Genomic DNA, 24,572 nt, shown 5'->3' with positions numbered 1-24,572 from the left:
TATTCACTCCCCCCCCTGTCAAACCTATTGCTTTAAAATATCGTTTACTTCCTGCTCCAGAGCAGTTAGCGTCTCCTTCGTATCTCTTCCGTTCAATAAAATATTTTGCAAGGCTCGCGCGATGGCACTATTCACATCTTTGGCATTGGGCACACCAACCATATAATCTGTCGCCTTATCCAAACTTTGCGCGGATACTACCTTGGCTTGTGCTTCTAATGATTTGTCAGACTGAGTAAAATATGGATCCTTAATGGAGTCTTTCGTGGAAGGTAGTGTATTCGCCGCTTTAGAAAAAGCAGTTTGACTCTCTGCGTTTGTCAAGAAAACAGCAAATTTCACTGCTTCGTCCACATGTACAGACTTAGCAGGTACGACCAAGTCCATAGAGTTGGAGAGCCGCACATCGGCTTTGCCAGTTGGGACAGGGACAGCAATTGTGTTCTTATAAACGTCTGGCGCTGCCGTTTTGATAAAATTGATGAACGTGGGGCCTGCCAGCTCGAAAGCAACCTGCTCGCCGGCATAATATTTCACTTGTTGTGAGAAGTCAGCGTCTTCCTTGAGTACAACGCCATCTTCCATCTGTTTTTTTAGATTATCAATCATGGTGACTGCTTCTGGTGTATTGAACGCCGCCGCTGTCTTTTCTTTATTTAGGATAGGAATGCCGTCCACAGCGAAAAGCTTGGATACAAGCTGCTGAGCATAGCCTGCCTTGCCAATTTTTCTATTGATCTGACGGCCCCATTCAGACAATTCCTCCCGGGTTTTGGGCGGATGAGCAGGGTCCAATCCGGCGGCTTTGACCAGCTTTGTATTCATGTAAAGTACTTCTGTACCGGTATACCAGGGCAGCGCATAAGCTTTACCGTTAATGACTGTGGAATTATAAATACCCTCGAAATAAGCAGCCTTTTCCTCGGGCGACAAATGCTCATTCATATCAACAACAGCACCCTTGGAGCCCATTTGGCTAGCAAATTCTGTATTGAGATTAACTACATCCGGACTGCTGTTGCTAGCGATACTTGTCAACAGCTTGTTGGTTACTGCGTCATAAGGGTAATCCTTCCAGTCAATTTTGACATTGGGGTTCTTCTGCTCATAATCGGCAATCACCCGATTGAAATACGGGGTAAATGTAGGTTGTAGTGCAATGGTCCAAAATTGCAGTGTTACTTTCCCTCCGTCAACCTTTTCCGACTTTGATCCTCCACCACCGCAGCTGCTCAGCAGTACAACCAGCGCCAGCATAGATACAAGCAACCGTAACCTGCCTTTCGCTTTCTTTGTCACATGGTGACCCCCTTGTTCTTAGTTGATTAAGGCAAATTATAGCAGAAATACCGTTATAGAAGGAACGTTTTTTTAATAAAATAAATTTAGAAGGAATAATTTTTCTTTTATTGGATACAAAAAAGACGCCTCTTCAGCAGAGACGCCATTTCCCTAAATCAACCCATCAAAGGGTTCACATCTATTAATAGTATGGGGCCATGAAAACGTACACCAGTACCCCGGTCAAGCTCACATATAGCCAAATTGGCATCGTCCAGCGCGCAATCTTACGATGTTTTGCTACCTGCATCGTCCATCCCCATACAACCGTGAACAGTGCCAGCGGTACAATAATTGCAGCCAGTATGCTATGCGAAATCAACAATGTAAAGTAAATCGGACGAAGGATACCCACACCGCCATATTTTGCAGTTTCCGGCGAAATGTAGTGAAAGGTCAGGTAGGAAAATAAAAATAAAACGGTACTGGCAAAGGCCAGCAGAATAAAGGTTTTATGCACCTTGATGTTCTTCTTGAAAATAGCAACCAATGCAGCCACCAGGAAAATAAACGTGAAGCTGTTAAAAATCGCATTCAACCTTGGGAAAATAGTGAGATCAAAACTGACACTCCCCTGGTATCCGATCGGCGAAAAGAATAGCAGCAAAATAATCACGTTGGCTATAATGGAAACGGTGATAATCAAGGTTGTAAAATTACGATTGCTCGTTGGAACGTACTGCTTGTCCTCACTCGCTTTATTCATCATGAGCGTCTCCTTCGTTTAAATTCAGGTTTTCATTATTTTTGCGGTCATAACCATAATATATTATATAGAACTCATAGTTAGCCTGTGAAGTGACAACAGTATGAACAATTTCACAGCCATCCGGCAAGAAATGTGCTTCAACATTTGAGGATAGCCCTTTGTTTCCCTATATCAACGGTAGAATGCATTCTTTTTAAAAGCTTTATGCACACAAAAAAAACACCGGAAGAGTCTGATTACCCGCTCCGGTGTTGTGTCGGTTATGCAGTTAAGCAGCCTTGATGATCCATATTCATTGCTGCCACACGTCACTGTATTCTTTATGGCGCTTGAACAGAGCAAGTGCGTACGAGCAAGCAGGGATAACCTTTTTATGCTGATTTCTTGCCATCTCAACCACTCTGTCGATGAGCTCCTTGCCAATTTTTTGACCCCGTAACTGCTCGGATACAAATGTATGGTCAATGACCAATGAGTGGTCATCTACGGATTTATAACCTACTTCTGCAACTACCTGTCCATCATCCACCATGACTACTGCATGGTCCTCCTCGCGAATTTGTCTCATGAGACCAATCCCCTTTCTGACTGAAGAAAATCCCGTAAAACTCATGCTAACGAATTAATGCAATCACTTCATGCCGACGCTAGATATTCTTATCATTCCCCTATTTAGGGATCAGAGAAACATCACATACGAGGATTTTGCAAAAATCCCATAAGCGACTTCCAATGAACAAGATATAGATCGAAATGGTTTAGTTCGTCTATATCTTGCACTTCGGAGCGACTGGAATCAAATTTTGCAAAATCCTGATACATAAAATAAGATCTATCGTCGACACTATATTTATTCATATAAAGGCAAGGGAGGTGCTGCGTTGCGTACAGAAATAAAACCCGTCATCCCGTTTGAACCGGAACTGAGCGAAAAAGTACCTGTAGATGCAACAGGCCTTTGGCGTTACGAAATAAAATGGGACGGTACGAGAATTTTGACGTATCACAACCAGGGCAGCACACGCCTGTTCAACCGCAAACAGCACGAACGAACGCTTTTATACCCGGAGCTTGCTCTCTTCCCCTCCTACTGCAAGGCTGATTCGGTCATATTGGACGGGGAAATGATCGCACTCGGTGCCGACGGTAAACCATCGTTCCATGAAATTATGCGACGGGATCTGATTCGTCGGACGGATCGAATTCAGTCAGCCTATGAAGCTGTGCCTGCTACTTACATGTTGTTTGATATTATTTATCTGAACGGGGAGTGGGTTCATCTTAAACCGTTACAGGAAAGGCTTGAACTGCTGCATCAGATCATCATACCGAATGAACGGATTCAACTGGCTCCCGCTCATCCTGATGGACAAGCTCTATTTCAGGTTATGTGCAGCCAAGGAATGGAAGGTATTGTGTGTAAAAAGCTAGATAGTCCGTACACATTGGGCGGAAAGGACGGACGATGGCTCAAGGTCAAAAATTATGGCGATATCATTGCCGTTATCGGTGGCTATACCCTGAACGGAGGCATTATCAACGCTGTGTTGCTGGGCCAATATGATAAACAAGGAATGCTGCGCTATATCGGGCATGTGGGTACGGGCAAGCTGACTCGGGAAGATTGGCGTCAGCTTACCGAGCGCCTGCTACCACATACCATATCGGAACGACCCTTTAGCAATAAACCGGATCGGCATCAAGATGCGTTTTGGGTGCAACCCATGTATACCGCCAAGGTTCAATATAGTGAGTGGCGGTGGCAAGAAGGACGTACCCTGCGTCAGCCCTCCATACAAGCCTTTGTGAATCAGGACCTCGATCAGTGTATCGGCCCCTGGATGTGACGTTTTACAGATATATTTTCAAAAAATGCGGAACAAAGTTTGTATAAATCATTGCAACCAGTGGTTAATTAAATTACAGTTAACTAATTAACTACATCGAGGTGGATCGCATGTTCTTTTTTTTGGACTCCGAAATTCGTCAACTGGCCTATAATCTCTTTCCAGGTGGCAATAAACCAATTGGTGTTTTGGTAGATTTATTTTCCATAACTTATGAAATACGTAAAAACATGGAGAAGCGTTCACGTGAATTTGGTCTCTCCTACGGGCAATATATCGCGCTTTGTGTACTTTCAGCACAAAGAGATGAAATGTCTTCTCCTTCTGCTTTGGCTGAAAAGATGGGTGTAAGCCGGGCAGCAATCAGTTCCATGGTTATTTCTCTCGAACAAGAGGGATTCATTAATAAATATGACGATCCCAATGACAAGCGGGGAGTGTTCGTGTCCCTGAACGATAAAGGAAAAAGTAAAATTCAACAGATGGATCCCTTTTTCGTAGGGCTGGCTTCACGTCTGATGTCAGACTTTAGTGAGTCGGAAATCTGTCAGTTCCAAACCTATTTGTCACGCGTACGTTCTGCGTTTGAAGATGTCAAAGGTTCGCGTCTAACCGACTCCAGAGAGAAGAGAGAAAAATGGTGCGAAGACTGAGGCAAAAACTGTTCGTCAAACTTGCCCGCATATCTGCTGGCAGAATGGGTGCTGCGTCCGATTTCAAACCTTCGTATTCTCCCAAAGTACATCGGAAAGAAAGGATCATCCACTCCCTGTATTCTTCATTTTTCATGGTAGCGGTTTCATGATGGGCAGCGCTGAAGTTGAAATTGGCATTTGAGTTCCGCATCGGAACGTCTGGCAGAACTGAAGAAATAAAAATAAGCCTCCTGCTGCCACTGCCATTATGCAGTCGGGTTCAGGAGGCTTATTATTTATCATTACAAACTGTTAAAAGCGTCAGTCAATACAGGTACAATTTGCGATTTGCGCGATACGACGCCTTTCAGAACAGCCTTATTGTCGTCCAACTGAACATTATAGGCTTTTTCGACTGCCTGGGCTTGGCTTCCCAGCGCAATACCAATGGAATCACTGTTCACAATGTCTGTTACGACGAACAAGAACAGATCAAGATTTTTAGCTTCAATGGTTTGGGCCAATGCAGCTTCCAGATCAGCTTGACGGGACAACACATCGTTTACGTCTACTGCGTTCACTTGAGCAATTTCCACTTTGCGACCATTCATCTGAAATTCTTTGGCATCCAGACTTACTAACTGTTCAATGGTATGACCACTCAAGTCAGCTCCCGCTTTAAGCAAGTCAAATCCGTAACGATCTGCATCCACACCAGCAATTTCAGCCAGTTCACGAGCAGCAGCTACGTCTTGATCCGTGCAGGTTGGGGATTTAAACAACAGAGAATCGGAAATAATCGCGGACAACATTAGACCTGCGATATCTTTCGGAATTGCTACACCATTTTCCTTGTAGAGCTTGTTCAAAATGGTGGCTGTGCAACCCACTGGCTCAGCGCGGAAGTATAACGGCTGGCTTGTTTCAAAGTTAGCGATCCGGTGATGGTCGATGACTTCAGTTACACGTACCTTGTCAATATCAGCGGCGCTTTGCTGGCGTTCATTATGATCGACCAGAATGACGTTGTCCGTTTCAGCAGCAACCTGCTCAACCAGACGTGGCGCGCTCACTTTGAAATAATCCAGTGCATACTGCGTTTCCCCGTTCACCTCGCCCAGACGAACCGGCTCTACGTCCGCGCCCAGTTTGGTTTTTAAGTCTGCATAAGCAATAGCTGAGCAAATGGTATCCGTATCCGGATTTTTATGCCCGAAAATCAATGTTTTTGCCAACATAATCGACTCCTTTGCCTTAGGCATTTTACATGATTGTGAAACCTCAACAATTCCAATGCAGATTATATCATTAAATCTCGCATTCTCCCATTCCTCTTCGATTGTTTACAAAAATAATCTAGTAAATTCATAACATTTCCATGGAATCTACATGTAATGTTAACCTTATTTTTTCTAAAAATATAAAAAACATATAGTAATATATCCCACCAATATGGTAAGATATGCCTCAAAACTGGCAAGTTAGTCACCAGTGGTCAATTCTATTATTTTAGATATTAAGGGAGGCGTGAGAATAACGGCAGTGGCTTCAAATCCTAGTATGTAGAGATATCATATTTTGATTGAAAAGAGGGAAATCTTTGAAAAAGCCGATCATTCTGCAAAAAATACCTGTCGTATCACTCGCTCTTGCCTTGACGGTAAGCTTGTCTCTGCCGTCTGTCAGTTCTGCTGCTAGCGCAGATCTGCAAATCAACTCATTTCTGGAAGCTCAGCAAGCATTGACTATTGAGGCGGCTCCGGCCTTCATTTCGCCAGAGCTCAGCACAGATTCTTCCCGTCAGGTCAGAGTCATCGTACAGCTTGATGGTGAGCCCTTAGCCGTGGACAAATATGCAGCACGTTCAGGCGTCCAAGCTTTTACAGCTCAATCTGAGCAAAAAGCGGAATCCGCGATTGCCACTGAGCAAACTACGTTCGTAGACCAAGCCGCTGAGCATGGTATTTCTCTTCAGGTGAATTACCAGTACAACACGGTGCTTAACGGCTTGGAGGTCACACTGCCAGCCAATAAGATTCCAGAACTGGCTAAACTGCCAGGCGTAAAATCCATTCATGAAAACAAAACGTATTATTCCATCCCCGTACAGGACCCGCCAACACTTACAGCCAGTGAAGCCACTTATGATAACGCACCGCTGGACCAGATTGGTGTTCCTGAAGCCTGGGCCAAAGGATTGAATGGCGCGGGAATCAAGGTCGGGGTTATTGATACCGGTATCGATTATGAGCATCCGGACTTGAAAGAAGCCTACAAAGGCGGATATGACTCTTTTGAACAGGACAACGACCCTTACGAGGAACCGTTCCTCGAAAAGGAGAATGATCCATTCGGCACAGGTTTTAGCGGAACGACACATGGTACTCACGTCTCTGGCACAATTGCTGGTAAAGCCGCCAATAAATCCTCGGATATTGTGCAAAAGGGTATTGCCTATAAATCGGACTTATACGTGTATAAAGTGCTTGGACGCAATACCAAGACGGGTCGCTCCTCCGGTTCCTCCGCACAGGTCATTGATGGTATTGAACGTGCTGTCAAAGATGGTATAAACGTCATTAACCTGTCGCTGGGCTCGGATTCCGAAAAGGACCCGAACTCCCCGGATTCCATTGCTATTAATAATGCTGTACTTTCCGGCGTAGTCGCGGTCATAGCGAATGGTAATGCGGCCCAACAAGGACCCTACTTTTATTCCATGGGTTCTCCCGCAACATCCCAGCTGGCGATTTCCGTCGGTGCAGCCACTTCCCCGAGCCATAGCTATTCAAATAAAGCATCCGTCAATCTTGTAACCTATGGTAATGATGAAAAGCCTTTAACAGTTACATCAGATACCTATTACAATTTTAATATGATGGCTTGGCAAACTTTTCATGAGGATTTTTCTTCTATTATGGGGACAGAACCATTGGAATTGGTTTATGCCAATTTGGGATATCCAGATGATTTCACTTCTAAAGATGTAAAAGATAAGGTTGTGATCGTATCGCGTGGCGTCTTGGGCTTCGTAGACAAGATCGCAAACGCACAACAAAATGGTGCAAAGGCTATTATTATTTTTAATGGTCAAGCGAAATCTGGCGACAGCACACGAGCCAATCTGAGTGAAGCTATCCCTGGTTACGATGGTTACATTAATTCGAATCAAGGAGACAATGTAGATTATATCCCTACCTTTGACATGACAGGAAAAGAAGGTAGAGCACTGGCAAGACAAATCATTGAAAGCCAAAACCACAAACAAAAATTCTTTATTGCTTTTGGAGAAGAGTATCATCGTACTGACAATCCTGGTAATACCATGGCCGGATTTAGCTCCCGCGGACCCAATGGCGATGAACTGCTGAGCATCAAGCCGGACGTGAGCGCACCAGGGGTTAGCATCATGTCAACCTACCCTGCCTTCGCCAAGTTCTATCCGGATGCATCCTATGAGCAAGCTTACAAACGCAGCAACGGAACGAGTATGGCATCTCCGCATGTGGCTGGACTTGCCGTGTTGCTGAAGCAGCAACATCCGAACTGGACACCGTTTGATATCCGCGCTGCTCTGGCAAACACTTCGGTTACACTCTTTGATGAGGATAAAATCCAATATGATGTGTATTCCCAAGGTGCAGGCCTTGTAAACATCGCTAATGCGATTCAGACGCCAGCCCTGCTGGAAACCGTCGAAAAGATTACGATTCTCGACAAAAACTTTAATCGGCAGGAGGTTGTGAATTACAATCCTTCCGCCAGCTTCGGGGTGTTACGACCTGGTAGTGATGCGAAGCAGATTCAGCTTCAACTCAAAAACTTGTCGGCTAACACTGTGCAATATGAAGCCAGCACCGTGTTACATGATAATGTAACCTCTGATCCAACTAAGCCGATTGCTACACCTGACGTGAGCAACATTGCCGTTCAGTTGCAAGGTGTTGGCGCGAATGGAGCAATTTCGGCAGAACCGGGTAAATCGCAACCGTTCTTCCTGTCTGTGCAACCAAATTCGGGTGCAGCCACAGGTGTATATGAAGGGGAAATTATTCTGAAAAGCGCCGGACTGCCAACACTACATTTGCCGTTCGTCGTTCATGTGGGCAAAGAAAATCCAACGACAGGCTTTGGCTTACAGGACCTGAGTGTTACCAACCCGATTATTTACCCAAGTCGGACAGGTGCTCAGCGCTCAACAGATTTGGCTTTCCGCCTGACCACAGATAAAACCAACCAGATCGCGCTTTATGTATACGGCGTAGATGATAAATTGATCGGTCTGATTGATGGAATAACGACTTCCAAAGAACAAGGAGCTAACGCTCGCCTCAAACAAGGCGTATATTCCTTTAAGGGTATTGACGGAAGTTACGTGGAATTAGATGACAATGGCAAGCCTGTGCTGGATGCTAATGGTCAACCCGTTATTCAACACTTGAAAGATGGCGTGTACAAGCTGGAAGTCAGTTCTCCTGAACTGAATGAAAAGGGCGAAGTTGAACGCAATACCGATGGCCCTAAACTGTTCACCGCCACTAAAGCTATTCGTGTGGATAATAGCGCCGCATCCAGCGGTAGTGGTGGAGGCGGAGGTGGTGGAGGTGGCGGCAGAAGCAATACTACACCTTCTGCTGCAACGAACACATCCCCCCCTGTTCCTACATCTGCTCCTCCACTTCAAAGCGTAGTGAAGCAAGGACAGGCTGTTAAAACTGTCACTACAGCCGTTGCATTGAACAATAATGTACAGTCGCTGACAGTAACCGATGCAGATTTGCAGGCTACCGTGACAGCAGCAGGTTCCAGCCCGACAGCTATTGTACTGTCGGCTACTAGCCAAGCAGGCCAAACGACGAAAGCATCGCTCACTTCCACACAACTGGTAACGCTGGGCAAGGCTGCAGCAGGAAGCAGCTTGATTGTAAGCAATACAGGCTCCTCTCTGGCTTTGCCAGTATCCGCTCTGAAAAATGTTCCTGCTGGTGCAGGCATTGAAGTGATCATCAGCAGCCAGGCAGAGGCGAGCGGTACATTTACAGGCAAGTTGAAAGGCTCCAATGTGATCGGCACCCCGGTAGGGTTTGAAGCTAACATTGTCACTGGTGGCAAGAGTCAATCGCTCAAAGTTGCTCCAGGACAGTTTATTAGCAGATCCTTTACCGTACCTGGTCAAATTGATTCTAATACAGCCGGTGTACTCTATACGGCAAACGGAAATGTTTATCCCGTTCCATCCGTCTTCACCAAGCAGGCTGATGGATCTACCGTCGTCAAGGTAAGCCGTCCGGGCTTCTCGACGTATGCAGCGGCGACACGTCCCGTTAGCTTTGAAGATATCTCATCGTCGTATGCCCAATCCGAAATTCAATCGCTGGCAAACAAGTTGCTGATTAACGGCACGACCGACACGACTTTCTCACCGAAGAAAAACGTGACACGTGCAGAATTTGCAGCCCTGGTAACCCGAGCACTCGGCCTGGCACCAGGTACTGCTGGACCATTCAGTGATATCCCGGCAGGTAGCTGGTACTCCGGCGATGTGGCAGCCGCTTATGAAGCTGGATTGATTACGGGCCGCAGCAGCGACAAGTTCGATCCGAATGCTAATATCAGTCGTCAAGAAATTGCTGTCGTGCTGGGTAAAGCTATAGACCTGCTTCAAATCAAAGCAGCAGCCGATGGCTCTGCACGTACACCGTACCATGATGCTTCATCCTTTGCAGGCTATGCCAAGGACAGTATTGAAAAAGTAAGTGCAGCAGGCATCATTAACGGAGAAGCGATTAAAGGCTCCTCCTACTTCCAGCCGAATGCACCTACAACCCGTGAGGCATCTGCCAAGGTGCTGCATGTGCTCTTACAAAAAGCTGCGCTGATTAACTAACAATTAAAAAGCCTCCCGAGCCGTGTTATAACCAAAGCTGCGGTTAGGGGGGCTATTTCTATGTTACGCCATAATCTGCAATACTATACTGTTCCCGCTAAAGGTAGCGTTACTTTGAATACACTTCCCGTTCCCAGGGTGCTTTCGGCTGTAATGTTCCCGCCGTGTGCTTCCACGATAGACTGTGTAATGGCCAGACCAAGACCTGCCCCGCCTGAGCTACGTGTACGCGATTCATCTCCACGATAAAAACGCTCAAATATCCGCTCCAGCTGTTCTTTACTCATGCCTGGCCCGTTATCACGAATTTGGATATCCACCAACTTCTTACCTGCAGACAGGTTTACCTGGATTACACCTCTTTCCATATCGGTATGCTGAACCGCATTGTGAAACAGATTGAGCACGACCTGCTTGATTTTATCCCCTTCTGCCAATACCCGTATACCTGCCGTCATATCAAAAACCACTTTACGTGTACCTGCTAGCATAAGAAGCTGCGGTTTCATTTCCAGCAGCAACGCATCTAATGGTATGTCTTCCAGCTTTAACTCCGGTGTTCGATCCAGCTTAGCCAACAATAGCAAGTCAGAGACAAGCTTATTCATCCGCTTGGATTCACCATACATACTTTCTAATGCTGATTGGAGCTGCTTCGGATTGGATGCAGCTCCACGAAGCAACACTTCCAAGAAGCCGTGAATAGACGTGAGCGGGGTGCGCAGTTCATGGGAGGCGTCCGCAATAAATCGTCTCATCTGCATCTGCAATTCCCGTTCGGCTGCAAAAGAATGCTCCAGCCGTTCCAGCATTCCGTTAAATGAAACCGCCAAACGATCCACCTCATACTGCCCTTGCTCTGCGTCAAAGCGCTCGGCCAGATTGCCCGCATCAATACGTTTGACAGCCTCAACCATCCTGGAAAGGGGTACCAACGTGCGGCGCAGCACCGGAAGCATAAGCGCCAACCCAATCGCAAGTGCAATCAGAGACAATAAAATAAAGGTGCGGAGCTGGTTAATCAACTGCTCTTGCATAGAAGTCGTGGATACGCCCATTTGAAGTAAACCGGAAGAACGGTCAGGTGGACCAAGCGGACGGAATACAACCAGTTGCTCTTTCCCCTGGGCATCCGTGATTAATTGATAGCCGTGACGCATGCGCTTACTCTGCTGCATTGCTTGATACTGCTGAGTGGTGAGACGCGGCGGTTTAAGTCCATTTTCATTGGACAAGCTCTGGAAGGTGCCGTCTATACCTATAGAAGCAAGCGACATATCCGGCCAAAACAGAAACGGTCCCGGTCGATTACTCCTTCGATTGGACTCATCTTGAGGAACGGTTACCCCAGCCCCGCTCTTTTCCTGCGAATCCTTAATCAATAAATCGGCAGGAATTGAATTCAGCTGTGTATTCATGGCTTCTGCCCGACTGCGATACAGAAAATCTTTCATCAGAAAATATTGTAGAAAACCAATCAATACAAGCAACAAAGCCAAAATGAGTAACGTTCTGGCCAAAAGCTGGGATCGGAGAGAACGGAGTGCATATTTTCTCCGACTTTTCCCGCCCGCCTTCATAGCAGATCCACCCGGTATCCCACACCGCGCAGCGTACGAATGACCCGGTGCTCCTTGTCTTTGAGTTTTTCACGCAAGGAGCGAATGTACACCTCAACAATATTATCCTCGCCTCCAAAATCGTACCCCCATACCCGGTCCAGAATACGACTTTTACTTAACACAATCCCGTGATTCAACACCAAAAACTTCAATAGTTCATATTCGGTAGGCGACAGTTCCAGCACCTGACTCTGATAACGGATTTCCTTCCGTCGATCATCCACTTGAAAGGGGCCGTGAACCACTTCTCCCAGCAGATCGGGGAACTGATTGCGCAAGCGCGCTTCAATGCGAGCCAGCAGCTCATTAAAACTGAAGGGTTTTACAACATAATCATCCGCGCCGAGTTTTAATCCCTTTACCCGATCGTCGACATCATCCTTGGCAGTCAGCATAATGACCGCGATGTTATCCTCCGTCTCCTTGAGACTTTGGCACACCTCAAAACCGTTCATTTCCGGCATCATCACATCCAGCACCGCTACATGCGGGCGAAACTCTTTTGCCAAATCGAGCGCTTGACTCCCGTTCTCGGCGGTTCTGACTTCATATCCTTCATTAATCAGTCCAAGCTCTAAAAATTGCAAAATATGAGGCTCATCATCTGCCAGCATAATTTTAACTCCGTGTATTGGATTCATTATTCATCTTCCCTTTCATGTTGCTGCATTTTTCTCATATAAAAGTCGATTCATTTTCACCTGTATCTAATATACCTGAATCCTGTCGCAAAAAAAGCACCCCTGCTCAGCTTTCAGCTAACGTTCAGGGAGCGCTCAGAACGCATTAAGGTACGTCTGGCATGATAATAGCAAGCCGGTAGTTCACCGGGCCAAGATCGGAATAAATACAAAGAAACTTTCACAGGGAGTGGAATGAACATGATTAAGAAATGGTTTAAGACCAGGGCGGACATCCCCCTGATCATCATTATGCTGATATCCGCATTTTTGAACGGATACAACATCTGGCAAGACAAATATGTAAACACCTACTACACGACGGCCGTAGCAAGCATGCTACAAAGCTTTCACAACTTCTTTTTCGCCTCACTTGATTCTGCCGGATCGGTAACGGTAGACAAACCCCCTGTGGTGTTCTGGATTCAGACACTGAGCGCCTATATATTCGGGCTTCACGGATGGAGCGTTATCTTGCCACAGGCGCTGGCTCAAGTCGGATCGGTCTTGCTCGTTTACTTGCTCGTCAAACCGAGCTTCGGTACGATGGCCGCACGTTTGGCCGCCTTCGCCATGGCAACGACACCGATAGCCGTAGCGGTTAGCCGTACGAATAACATCGACGCTATGTTGGTTTTCACACTGTTGCTCGCAACATGGCTATTGTTCAGAGGCCTTAGAAATAGCAAAACCGGGCTGATCCTTGCTGCTTTCGCAGTCGTAGGCATCGCCTTTAACGAAAAAATGTTACAAGCCTATATGATCGTTCCCGCACTGGGTCTGTTCTATCTGCTGGCTTCCAAGTTTAACTGGAAGCGAAAAGCAGCAACACTGGTAGGATCAGCAGTTGTCCTCCTGATCGTATCACTCTCTTGGGCAGTCGTAGTGGACTCTACTCCGGCAGATGAACGCCCTTATATGGGGAGTAGCGGTACGAACTCTGTGCTGAATTTGGCCTTTGGTTATAACGGCCTGTCCCGTCTGACAGGAGATCAGGGTACAGGTGGCAATCGTGGCGGAGAACGTACGGATCGGAACAATAACGCTGCAACGAATAGCAGCAACACAAACACGGATCAGGCTCAGACGACCACATCATTGGACAGCACTACTTCTACAGATGACTCAGGTGCCAACAACATGGGTGCAGGTGGTCAAATGCCACCGGGTGGATTTGGCGGCAACGGACAAGGTGGTCCTGGAGACGGGCAAGGTGGCCAGGGCGGTCCAGGCGGTGGACCGGGAGGGAATTCTGGTGGCGGCATGTTCGGTACTGGCGAAAAAGGACCTTTACGGTTGTTCCAATCCTCCCTGTCAGGTCAAGCCAGCTGGCTGCTTCCATTTGCATTAATTGCTTCCATCGGCCTGCTTGCAAGCATTCGACGTCGTAATATCACACAAAAACACAAAGAGGTCATCTTCTGGCTGACCTGGTTGATTCCCGTAGCTGCATTTTTCAGCGTAGCAGGATTCTTTCATCATTATTACCTGATTATGCTCGCGCCACCAATTGCAGCGCTCTTTGGAGCAGGATTCGTAGAATTGTGGAAGCAGTATCGTGAGCGTTCCAACTGGCTCTCCTGGCTGTTACCCGCAGCAGTATTGGCAACCTCGGTATTTAGCTGGTTTGTTTTGCAAAATTACAACGATACCATTGGCAGCGGCTGGTCCATCACGGTATTGATCTTAGGGATCATCGGCACGGTGCTGCAGGTAGTGGCACGAATGAAATCTGAGAAGTTCACAAGGTTCGCCATCATTGCAAGTGTACTCGCTATGTTTATCGGTCCTGCATATTGGGCATTGACACCGATCATCTACGGAGGGAACAGCATGATTCCACAAGCCGGACCCACTCAATTTGGCGGCGGTGGTGGTGGCGGAATGCCAGGTGGCAATGATCGCAATAGAGGTCAGAGCGCCAATGGACAACAAGCCGAAGGAACTCAAACGAATAACCAGACCAATAATGCAGAGAATTCCAGTCCTGATGGAAATACTTCAAGCACACAAACAAGTACAGACACGGAGCAAAAATCTTCTACCCGTTCCAGAGGAATGGGGGGACCCAACGGTAGCCAAAGCTTAGATCAAAAAATGTTGAGCTATTTGCAAAAAAATAACACAGGTGAAACCTACCTTTTCGCAGCAAGTAATTATTCAACGGCTGCTCCTTACCTGGTCGAGGCCGGACAAAAAGTAATTATTATGAACGGTTTTGTATCTTCCGATCCAGTCTATACCGTCGATAAAATTAAGGCACTGGTCGAAAGCGGCCAAGTGAAGTACTTCATGATTTCTGGTGGAGGCGGCGGACCGGACGGCGGTAACTCTGAAGTCACTACATGGATCAAAGAACACGGCAAGTTGATCCCTACAGATGAATGGAAAACAACAACAGACGAAACAAGTACAGACGTTAAAGCCACCGAGAGCGGAAGCGACACCACGAACAGCAATGCGAACGCCCAGGATGGTCAAGGTGGCCCTGGCGGAGACGAACGTGGCGGAAGCGGTACTTTATACGAAATCACATTATAAATGAGGAGGAACTACGAATGAGTGAACCCATCCGTTATTCCATAGTTATTCCGATGTACAACGAGGAAGCCGTTATTACGGAAACCTACCGGAGGCTGAAACAAGTCATGGGCTCAATGGGTGAGCCCTACGAGCTGATCTTCGTCAATGATGGAAGTTCGGACCGCAGCGTCCAATTGATCAAGGAATTCAGTCTCAGAGATGACACGATTGTATTGATTGATTTCTCTCGCAACTTTGGTCATCAGCTAGCGATTACCGCCGGGATGGATTATGCGGTGGGGGAGGCGGTCGTCGTCATTGACGCCGACCTCCAGGACCCGCCGGAACTGATTGTTGAGATGGCTAACAAGTGGAAGGAAGGCTATGAAGTGGTTTACGCCAAAAGGCTCAAACGCAATGGAGAAACTCGCTTCAAGAAATGGTCTGCCAGCCTCTTCTACCGTGTACTTAAAGCATCAACGGATATTAATATCCCGGTCGACACCGGGGACTTCCGCCTAATGGATCGCAAGGTCATAGAAGAATTGAAACGGCTGCCAGAAAATAACCGATTCGTTCGTGGACTGGTCAGCTGGATCGGATTCAAACAAACTGCTGTAGAATATGAGCGCGACGAGCGGCTCGCAGGCGAAACCAAGTATCCGTTGAAACGAATGATCAAGCTCAGTCTGGACGGGATCACATCCTTTTCGATTAAGCCGCTCAAGCTGGCAGGTTATATCGGTGCGCTTCTCTCCATGTCCGGCTTCCTATATCTGATGTACGTACTGTTTCTCAACTTTTTCACCGACTCCTATGTGATGAAGGGCTGGTCGTCCATGATTAGCATCAGCCTGATCTTCGACGGGGTAATCCTCATCATTCTCGGTATTATGGGTGAATATGTTGGACGGATTTATGACGAAACCAAAGCACGTCCGCTATACATTGTCCGTGAGCATCTGGGTGGACAATACGAAAACGGTCCGACACATGCTATGAAGGTCCCTGAACCACGCGAGTCCCTGTACATGCAAGGAGCCCGTGAGAGCCTGATTTCGGCAGGACGCACAGTGCGTGGCAACAGTGCGGTATATACCGGACCCAAATCCGGCCATGGAGCCTAACCCATGAAAAATCGCATGGCCCAGCTGCTTCCTATGATCCGATTTGGCATCGTAGGTCTGGTGAATACGGGTGTAGATTATATCATTTTTATGCTGCTGGCTTGGGCCGGAATTCCGGTCATTGTGGCGCAGATCATTTCGTACAGCTGCGGCACAGCCAATAGTTATATTTTGAACAGCAAATGGACATTCAACAAACAACTATCAAACAACACTAACAAGGGGCAATTACCTAAATTTATCGTCATCAATCTCATCGTATTAGGGATAACCTCCTTATTACTACAAGTGCTTCACACGGGAACCGAGTTGCCACTTGCTTTAGGCAAGCTGATCGCCACCGCAGTCGGAATGATCATCAATTATATCGGGAGCCGATACTGGGTATTTGGTTCCCCATCCCGAAAGGAAAGTGAGTTTCTATGAGAAAAATTACAAAAGCTGTTATTCCAGCCGCCGGATTAGGAACCCGTTTTCTACCAGCTACGAAAGCTTTACCGAAAGAGATGCTTCCCATCGTAGACAAGCCGGCTATTCAATATATCGTAGAAGAAGCTATCAAGTCCGGAATTGAGAGCATCATTATCGTAACGGGGCGTAATAAAAAAGCCATCGAGGATCATTTTGACAAGTCTGTGGAGTTGGAGCAGGTACTGGAGAGCAAAGGTAAATACGATCTTCTGCGTGAAGTTCAAAGCATCGGGGGTAAAGCAGTCATTCACTATATCCGTCAAAAAGAACCTCTCGGCTTGGGACACGCGGTAAGCTGCGCTCGTCAGTTCATCGGCGATGAACCATTTGCCGTGTTGCTGGGCGATGATATTATGAATTCCTCCACCCCGGCAATCCGTCAAATGATGGATGTCTACGAGGCGACTGGCAAGCAAGTGGTCGGCGTGCGCACGGTGGAAGAACAAGATGTGAGTAAATACGGCATTATTGACTCTACTCACCAGAACGGTCTCATCCACGAAGTCGGCGGGCTTGTTGAAAAACCTTCTCCGGCAGATGCCCCTTCGCGGCAGGCAGTCATTGGTCGGTATGTATTGGAGCCTTCCATTTTCTCTATATTGGAAAACCTGTCCACTGGGGCAGGCGGTGAATATCAATTGACAGACGCACTCCATCAGGTAGCATTGCAGAACCAACTGCTCGCCTTGGAACTGGAAGGCACACGTTATGATATTGGAGATAAAGCTGGATATCTGGAAGCCGTGCTCCACATGGGTATGCAACGCGAAGATTTGCGTCCAATGCTTGACTCCATGATGCGCGAGTGGGCGCTTGCTTCAATGATAAAATAGGGAATTTCCCCTCCGAAATCCGACGGGTGCTGTGAAATCACGAGAGTAGATGGATGAACATGTAAACCTGTACAATGTAGGAGTACAGCAGCATTTGAATCTGCTCAGCCGCCCGGTCGAAACTAAGGAGGAAAAGACCTATGATACCTAAAGGAAATCTGCAAAGCAATGTGGATCGTTTCAACGGTTTTGCCGACAACTACGATCAGCACCGCCCGGAAGCACCGTCACTCGTCGTGGAAATCGTCAGCCGCTATCTGGAGCGAAACGTAGAGCTCGTTGCCGATATTGGCTGCGGTACAGGACTTTCAACTTTCATATGGGAAAACGCCGCTCGGCAAGTCGTCGGTATCGAGCCTAACTCGGACATGAGAGGAAAAGCGCAGCACAAGCTGGAGACAGCAGGAACGACAAAGGCAGGAACCATTTCCTTCAAAAGCGGGTTCTCCAACAACCTGCCCTTTGAGGACGGAACTGTAGACGTCATCACCTGCTCTCAATCCTTTCACTGGATGGACCCCGAGAGCACGCTTCAGGAAGCGGGCAGGGTCTTGGCTCAGGGCGGCGTGTTCGCAGCCTTTGACTGTGACTGGCCTCCGGTGCTGCAATGGCAGATAGAGCAAGCTTATACAGAGCTTATCACCAAAGCGGATACCCTTTTGGAACAGGAAGCCCCAGTAGAGCAGCAAGCTCATAAATGGAGCAAGGATCAGCATTTAGCTAATCTGCAACGCAGCGGGCAATTCCGATATACCCGGGAGATTGTTTTCCACAACCGTGAGCAGTGTGACGCAGCTCGTTATACAGGGCTCGCTCTCAGCCAAGGGGGTATTCAAAGTCTCTTAAAACTTGGCAATAGAACGCTTGACGGCGATGTAGCCCGCTTCGTGAACCTGGTAGAGAATCATTTTCAGGGCAGAACACTAGACATTCTGTTCAGCTATCGTATGCGGCTCGGCATCAAGTAGAAAGGAATCAAGGCCATCGTGGATGATACGCTCTTCGGCTTAGGGCAAAAAAGACTCTCCCTCGCCTCGTAAAAACGAGTGCGTACAGGAGAGTCTTTTTCTTCAATAAATAGCCACGCTCATATCCCTGCAAACCTTAGTTGCAGTTCCACTGTGTCTTCAACCTAGGAAGAGCGGACAGCCAATAAGTGCGCCAACCGATCAGGATAGTCCGTGATAATGCCGTTTACCCCGGCCTCTAGCAGACGCTTCATTTCTTCTGGCTCATTCACCGTCCATGGGTGGTAGACGACGCCTAATGCCAAAGCCTTTGATACAGCTTCTGGTGTAACCACTTGTTTGTAGGCATGAAGTGCGGTAACCCCAAATTGGGTGGCATACTCGGATGGGCGGACCATAATTTCGATATACAGCGCCCCCGTCTTGATTTCAGGAGCAAGCTGCGCACAGAGCGCCAGCGATTCGTGATTAAAGCTGGATATGATTACCCGCTGTTCTAATCCAAAACGCTTCACGGTAGCAATGACCTCTTCCTCCATTCCCGGATAGAGATAAATGCTATTTTTCAACTCTAAATTAATTATTGTATTCGAGGAGGACTGGGCTAGTTCCAGTAGCTCATCCAGCATTGGGACCCGCTCACCTCGGAATTTCTCACCAAACCAGCCGCCCGCATCCAATTTATTTAATTCTTCCAGCGTAATATCCCTTACATCCAGTGAGCAACCTGTCGTACGCTTCAGCGACTCATCGTGAATCAGCACCAGATGCCCATCTTGGGTACGCTGCACATCCGTTTCTATACCTGTTGCTCCCAGTTCCAAGGCGTGGCGGAATGCCGCCATCGTATTCTCAGGACATACACCTGAAGCTCCGCGGTGTGCGAAATTAATCACCTTTCCGGTTACAGTCACCACATAACCCCTCCTGTCATTTCACAGGAACATTATACCTGCTCATTGTTTGGGCAGTATAAAATATTCGTCACAGCTACACTTCTTCTATGCCGTTTGAACAATTTTCCCGATCCACTCGGAATAAAACGTATTCCCGTTCCGTCGATCAAAATCAGCCGCCGCTGACTCTGCCAGTGGCCTAAAATACGCAATGATTTCCGTCAATGTGCGCTCCTCTTTCCCCCATTCCAAGGAAGCCGGCAACCGGATCAACCGTTTTTCTCCCGAAGTATCCAACTTTTGCAGCAGACTCACCATCGTCGCGTAAAAATACATCTGCTCCAGCCCGCTCTCATAGTCTAGCGCCATATGTAGATGACGCTCTACCACTTCGATCCCTTGAACCGGATCAGCAATCGTCAAATATTCGATATGCTCTGCTATCGTTTTCAGAAAGTCACGGTCATCCCGGACTAGGCGATAGCCTTTACGATGCTGCTCCTTTGCCTGATCAACCTCGCCTTGACGATAAAGCGGCAATAGCACCTGCGAGAGCGTCACATGCGGCACTTCTGCACATCTCATACGACCCGACAAAATCGGTTTTGCCACGGCAAGCGCCTGCTCATCCTCTCCGGCCAAGTAGTAGAACCGCACCATCTGGCTCTGCTCGCAGGCTTCACAATCACTCATACTGTCCCGTTCGATCAAGCGGAAGGTATCCAGATATCGCCGTGCTTCTTCCAGATTTCCCATGTCCATCGCGATGCGGAACTTATAATAGTAATATGGACGCTCATTATACCCGTATTCGGCATAACGTCTGCGCATATCCTCCGCCAGATCTTCTATTTGAGTCTTCGATATATTGGAAAAGCTGCACACCTTCCCAAGTATCCATTTGTAATTCCACAACAGCTCATCTGCGTCGTATTCCTCTGGATTTTGATCAAATTGGCCCAACTGCCACGAAAAAGCAATCAGCGACTTCAATGGGTATCCGTTAAAAATAGCGCAGTCTACAATCTCTCCCCGAATTTCATAAGCGAGTTCCTTCAATCCGGAAGTGTCTGCCAAGCGAACAGCCTCTTCCAGAATCGCCAGCTTTGCCGCCCCTCCGGGCATATCCTGCGCCTGCTCCATCAATTCATATATTGTCTCTTCCATTTGAATCCTCCCTTAATTACGCAATTACGTATTCTGTCCGTTCCCTAATCCCCAATTGATAAAATGCAGTACACTCCGGTTCATCAGCCCTAGCTCACTGCGGTTCATCGGATAGTGACCCATCATAAGCGCATTCACATACATCATTTCTGTAGCAGCCGTAACCATCTGCGTATCGGTAGCTTCAAGAATTCGGGCCACCACCGGGTTGTTCAGATTAAAGTATAAAGTGGAGTAGCCCGAATTTTGCTGGACTCCTGCTTTCAGACTATCAAGCACATTGGAAAAAAGTGAGGTTGTCTCCTCAACCGTGTTTTCCATGGAGCGCAAGGTCAGTGCATCCTGAGAAATGGTATACAATACTGGCAAACTCGCAGGCTCAAAACGCTTCAACTCAGCGCGACAACGCATTGGCTGCAAAGCAGCATCCATGACACGTAGTACACCGTAATAATTCTCGCGCTCTTCCTGTGTTAGCCCGGTAAATGATAGAGATACTTCCTCAGGGCTAAGACGCTCTGTTTGCAGGTTAGGGTCAATCCAATGCAGCTTTTCCAAAATGTCTGAATCATAAATATAGCCGCCATTGATCACCAACATGGATTGCGCCGCCGCCACATGCGTAATCTGACGATACTCATCTACTGTCGATGTGTAATGCAACGGACGTCCGCCCGCCTCTCGGATCAGTTCACTCAGTTCACGCCGCCCAAATGTACTTTCGAAGGAAAACCAGCGATGCATAATCCGCAGAAATTCATCATCCTCGACCGCGAGCGCCTTCATGGACAGCTCGTGCAAACGAATCCAGTGTTGCAAACGGTCTGGTTCATATTCCGCCATGCGTAGCAGTTCTTCCCGAATACAGGTCCCCAATTCAGAACGAACCGCATCAAGCTGCTCATTTTCATAAAAATATTCACGTGATGCCGTTGGTTGCAATTCATCTGTCCAAATCAGGCTTTTAATGAAGAATGCCCATTCTGGCAATACATTTTCCGCCTTATCGGACACCAACATATGCTTCAAGTACACCCGGTGCAGCCGCTTGCTGTTCAGATTAACACTACGAGGCAAAATGAATGCAATCCCGCCTGTTCTGCCCGATGCCGTCCGCAACGGTATAAAATCACTGAAGCGCTCGCCCATCAGGCGATAGCCTAAATCTAGCACCTCACTACGGCGGCTCCGTAATTGTTCTGGGTCCTGCATCCAGCTCGTCGATGGAAGATTGACGCGCTTGGTCTCCCCGTCTACAGACAGTATGACCGGATACGGCAGCAACGCACCATAATAGAATAAAGACTCCTCTACATGCGCCGGCTCATAATAAAACTCACTTCCCGGCTTGCAGCGCAAATAAATTTGCGTTCCTACAGGCAGTTCGGTCTCCAATCGACGAATCGTATACGTCCCATCCGGCTTCCCTCTCCATTCCATGGAGACGCCTTCCTTCACCGAGCGGGTCAGCACCACAATTTCATCGCTCACCATAAAGCAGGATAGCAACCCAATCCCAAATCGTCCGATAAACGAAGTCTCAGAAGCCAGCAAATCGGCTCCCTTCTTGGAAGACTGACCGATAATCGATAAAAAACGGTGAATGTCTTCTTCTGACAACCCAATGCCGTTATCCTGAATCATCAATACCTGTTGCTCCCCGGCACCAGATAACTCTACGATGACTTTGCCTTCATAGTTGTTACTCTCAGAAGCTGTAGCTTCAAGGGTCTTGTCTTCTTTTAATACATTACTTTCAGTAGCAACCTTCCGCAGCTCCTTGCGAGCCGTGATCGCATCTGTTGCATTTTGCAGAACCTCACGTATAAACACTCGTGGACTGCTATATAAATGATTGGCCAAAATATCAATCATACCGCCCAAGTTCACTTGAAAACGATATTCGTCTGTTTGACTCATAGAGATCATTCCTTTCTCGAAATACTACAACCACCATTTGGATTTAAATAGACTGTCTTTTAAAGTATAACGTGGATTTAAGTCGGATTGCACACCCTGCATTTCAGATATCAGTACGTTGACAACGACATAATAGGGTCTTTTTTCACCTGGGAAGTCTGGCACTGGGTCTAATTAACTTCATAAAAATGTACGGAGTACGAGCACTTAGTGAATAAAGGTCATCTTTGTCTAGTTAAATTTAGTAATAAACATAATATTTATTTAAAATCCACCCTTCTCTCAGAACCCTATATCTATGGAGGGACAAATGGCTCATTTTACGCAAAAAGCTCGCATTGCCGCTCTTGTAATACTCTTACAAGAGAGAATGCGAGCTTATTTAGGTACAGTCGAAGCTGTACCCTTTTACAGAAGAGAATTAATGAGACTTAGCGAGACGGATAACGTTCCACGATGCTTTGCCCAAATGAGCTTTTACAATTCCGTCATCAAGCTTGGCGTTACCGCCGTTGTGAGGCGTAACTTTTTCACCGGCTGGACTGTTGGTCGCTTTAAGATCATCATGCTCCAATACAGTATGCTCGACAATGCGGTAGCCTTCAAAACTGCGTACATCTACTGTCAGCTCCAGCGATTCAGACAAATGACGGTTCACTGCAAAGACAGTCAGCGCGTCTCCCTCTTCATCATAAACTACAGCGCTGTCCAGATAAGGGATGTCTGTGAAGTCCTTGGAGTCGTATTTTTCCGAATCCACGACAGGCATCAGCGATATCCCACGACCATAACGGGAGGCATGCAGATACGGATAGAAGATCGTTTGTTTCCACGCCTTTCCACTATTCTCGGTCATGATTGGCGCAATAACGTTGACCAGTTGGGCGAGACAAGCCATTTTCACACGATCCGCGTGGCGCAGGAACGTAATCAACATGCTGCCTACCAACAATGCATCCTCAAAGTTATAGATATCCTCAAGCTGCGGTGGTGCCACAGACCACGGATCAATTTTTTTGTCCGCATCATTGGAGTGGTACCATACGTTCCATTCGTCAAAGCTGAGCATCATTTTTTTCTTGCTGCGTTTCTTTGCTTTGATATAGTCACAAGTCGAAATGACCGTATGGATAAAATGATCCATATCCATAGAGCGTGCCAGATAATTAGCCGTATCATTGTCATGATTGCCGTAGTATTGGTGCAAGGAAATATAGTCGGCTACCTCATAGGTATGATCCAGTGTGGTTGCTTCCCATTCCGGGAACGTTGGCATCGTGGAACTGGAGCTTCCACAGGATACAAGCTCAATGTCAGGATCAATCAGCTTCATAGCTTTTGCAGATTCAACAGCCAGACGGCCATATTCTTCTGCTGTCTTGTGACCAATCTGCCATGGGCCATCCATCTCGTTACCAAGACACCAAGTTTTAATCTTATGTGGTTGCTCAACCCCGTGACTACGACGTAGATCACTCCAATAGGAGCCGCCTGTGTGGTTGCAATATTCCACCAGATTACGCGCAGCATCAATTCCGCGTGTACCCAGATTAACCGCCATCATGACTTCGGAACCTACATCCTTGGCCCATTTGAAAAATTCATTCGTGCCTACTTCATTTGGCTCGACCGTTCTCCACGCCAGCTCCAACTGTCTAGGTCTGGACGCGACAGGGCCGACACCGTCTTCCCAATTGTAACCGGATACAAAATTACCGCCCGGATAGCGTATAATAGGAACATCAAGCTGTTTTACCAACTCTTTAACATCATTACGGAAACCGCTTTCATCACTAGTTGAATGAGTAGGCTCGTAAATACCGCCATATACGGCACGCCCGAGATGCTCTACAAAAGAGCCATAAATGCGTTTATCGACTTCAGCAATACGAAAAGATTTGTCTACAATCATCTTTGCTTTTACAGCTGCTGCCACCTAAACCATC

Annotated in this window: 18 protein-coding genes; 8 read left to right on the top strand and 10 right to left on the bottom strand. The window is 47.2% G+C overall.

Features of this window, described 5'->3' with window-relative positions; all coding sequences use genetic code 11:
- Window positions 1-24: 24 nt before the first annotated feature.
- From ACWA2B_RS19565 to ACWA2B_RS19555, 3 genes are all read right to left on the bottom strand, one after another.
- The gene (locus ACWA2B_RS19565) at window positions 25-1,299 is read right to left on the bottom strand and encodes an ABC transporter substrate-binding protein (RefSeq protein WP_029516820.1); all 1,275 of its coding nucleotides are present in this window, start codon (window positions 1,297-1,299) and stop codon (window positions 25-27) included.
- Between the two features lie 184 nt (window positions 1,300-1,483).
- Window positions 1,484-2,047 carry a DUF420 domain-containing protein gene (locus tag ACWA2B_RS19560; protein WP_029516821.1) on the bottom strand — a complete coding sequence of 188 codons (564 nt, stop codon included), beginning with the start codon at window positions 2,045-2,047 and terminating at the stop codon, window positions 1,484-1,486.
- A 295-nt stretch (window positions 2,048-2,342) separates the two neighbouring features.
- A complete protein-coding gene (locus tag ACWA2B_RS19555; protein WP_029516822.1) occupies window positions 2,343-2,618 on the bottom strand; it encodes a GNAT family N-acetyltransferase in 276 nt (91 codons plus the stop codon).
- 313 nt (window positions 2,619-2,931) lie between these two features.
- On the opposite strand from ACWA2B_RS19555, the gene ACWA2B_RS19550 reads away from it, so the two are divergent.
- Window positions 2,932-3,897 carry an ATP-dependent DNA ligase gene (locus ACWA2B_RS19550; protein WP_029516823.1) on the top strand — a complete coding sequence of 322 codons (966 nt, stop codon included), beginning with the start codon at window positions 2,932-2,934 and terminating at the stop codon, window positions 3,895-3,897.
- Between the two features lie 110 nt (window positions 3,898-4,007).
- On the top strand, window positions 4,008-4,550 hold the full coding sequence (locus tag ACWA2B_RS19545) for a MarR family winged helix-turn-helix transcriptional regulator (RefSeq protein ID WP_029516824.1): 543 nt from the start codon (window positions 4,008-4,010) through the stop codon (window positions 4,548-4,550).
- A 284-nt stretch (window positions 4,551-4,834) separates the two neighbouring features.
- On the opposite strand, the gene ACWA2B_RS19540 is transcribed toward ACWA2B_RS19545, so the two are convergent.
- Window positions 4,835-5,770, bottom strand: coding sequence for a manganese-dependent inorganic pyrophosphatase (locus ACWA2B_RS19540; RefSeq protein WP_274386410.1), 936 nt, complete (start codon window positions 5,768-5,770; stop codon window positions 4,835-4,837).
- Window positions 5,771-6,132: 362 nt separating this feature from the next.
- Between ACWA2B_RS19540 and ACWA2B_RS19535 the strand changes: the two genes are divergently transcribed.
- Window positions 6,133-10,419 (top strand): S8 family serine peptidase, encoded by a 4,287-nt coding sequence (locus ACWA2B_RS19535; RefSeq protein ID WP_449292532.1) that lies wholly within the window; start codon window positions 6,133-6,135, stop codon window positions 10,417-10,419.
- A gap of 83 nt (window positions 10,420-10,502) precedes the next feature.
- Here ACWA2B_RS19535 and ACWA2B_RS19530 read toward each other — a convergent pair whose 3' ends face one another.
- Both ACWA2B_RS19530 and ACWA2B_RS19525 read right to left on the bottom strand, forming a co-directional pair.
- Window positions 10,503-11,999, bottom strand: a complete 1,497-nt coding sequence (locus ACWA2B_RS19530; RefSeq protein ID WP_209949955.1) for a sensor histidine kinase — start codon at window positions 11,997-11,999, stop codon at window positions 10,503-10,505.
- Window positions 11,996-12,682 carry a response regulator transcription factor gene (locus ACWA2B_RS19525; protein ID WP_029516829.1) on the bottom strand — a complete coding sequence of 229 codons (687 nt, stop codon included), beginning with the start codon at window positions 12,680-12,682 and terminating at the stop codon, window positions 11,996-11,998. Before ACWA2B_RS19525 ends, ACWA2B_RS19530 begins: the two co-directional genes overlap by 4 nt.
- Before the next feature lie 240 nt (window positions 12,683-12,922).
- Between ACWA2B_RS19525 and ACWA2B_RS19520 the strand changes: the two genes are divergently transcribed.
- The 5 genes from ACWA2B_RS19520 to ACWA2B_RS19500 all read left to right on the top strand — a co-directional run bounded on the left by ACWA2B_RS19520 (window position 12,923) and on the right by ACWA2B_RS19500 (window position 18,643).
- Window positions 12,923-15,262 carry a glycosyltransferase family 39 protein gene (locus tag ACWA2B_RS19520; RefSeq protein WP_449292531.1) on the top strand — a complete coding sequence of 780 codons (2,340 nt, stop codon included), beginning with the start codon at window positions 12,923-12,925 and terminating at the stop codon, window positions 15,260-15,262.
- A gap of 17 nt (window positions 15,263-15,279) precedes the next feature.
- Complete coding sequence (locus ACWA2B_RS19515) at window positions 15,280-16,371, top strand: glycosyltransferase family 2 protein (RefSeq protein WP_449292530.1); 1,092 nt, start codon at window positions 15,280-15,282, stop codon at window positions 16,369-16,371.
- Window positions 16,372-16,374: 3 nt separating this feature from the next.
- Window positions 16,375-16,797 carry a GtrA family protein gene (locus tag ACWA2B_RS19510; protein ID WP_449292529.1) on the top strand — a complete coding sequence of 141 codons (423 nt, stop codon included), beginning with the start codon at window positions 16,375-16,377 and terminating at the stop codon, window positions 16,795-16,797.
- Complete coding sequence (gene galU, locus ACWA2B_RS19505; RefSeq protein WP_023986636.1) at window positions 16,794-17,675, top strand: UTP--glucose-1-phosphate uridylyltransferase GalU; 882 nt, start codon at window positions 16,794-16,796, stop codon at window positions 17,673-17,675. The genes ACWA2B_RS19510 and galU overlap by 4 nt, the downstream gene beginning before the upstream one ends.
- Window positions 17,676-17,815: 140 nt before the next feature.
- Window positions 17,816-18,643, top strand: a complete 828-nt coding sequence (locus ACWA2B_RS19500; RefSeq protein WP_449292528.1) for a class I SAM-dependent methyltransferase — start codon at window positions 17,816-17,818, stop codon at window positions 18,641-18,643.
- A gap of 164 nt (window positions 18,644-18,807) precedes the next feature.
- Here the strand turns inward: ACWA2B_RS19500 and ACWA2B_RS19495 are convergent, their stop codons facing one another.
- The 4 genes from ACWA2B_RS19495 to arfA form a co-directional block, all read right to left on the bottom strand.
- Window positions 18,808-19,557 (bottom strand): glycerophosphodiester phosphodiesterase, encoded by a 750-nt coding sequence (locus ACWA2B_RS19495; protein ID WP_029516834.1) that lies wholly within the window; start codon window positions 19,555-19,557, stop codon window positions 18,808-18,810.
- A gap of 87 nt (window positions 19,558-19,644) precedes the next feature.
- Complete coding sequence (locus tag ACWA2B_RS19490) at window positions 19,645-20,706, bottom strand: hypothetical protein (protein WP_029516835.1); 1,062 nt, start codon at window positions 20,704-20,706, stop codon at window positions 19,645-19,647.
- A 24-nt stretch (window positions 20,707-20,730) separates the two neighbouring features.
- A complete protein-coding gene (locus ACWA2B_RS19485; RefSeq protein WP_165149180.1) occupies window positions 20,731-22,626 on the bottom strand; it encodes an HSP90 family protein in 1,896 nt (631 codons plus the stop codon).
- A gap of 421 nt (window positions 22,627-23,047) precedes the next feature.
- Window positions 23,048-24,562 carry an arabinosylfuranosidase ArfA gene (gene arfA / locus ACWA2B_RS19480; RefSeq protein WP_029516837.1) on the bottom strand — a complete coding sequence of 505 codons (1,515 nt, stop codon included), beginning with the start codon at window positions 24,560-24,562 and terminating at the stop codon, window positions 23,048-23,050.
- Window positions 24,563-24,572 lie beyond the last annotated feature (10 nt).

The sequence above is a fragment of the Paenibacillus sp. CMM36 genome, from assembly GCF_053570945.1.
The sequence above is the reverse complement of the archived record's forward strand: the minus strand, read 5'-3'. Positions and strand labels throughout refer to the sequence as shown.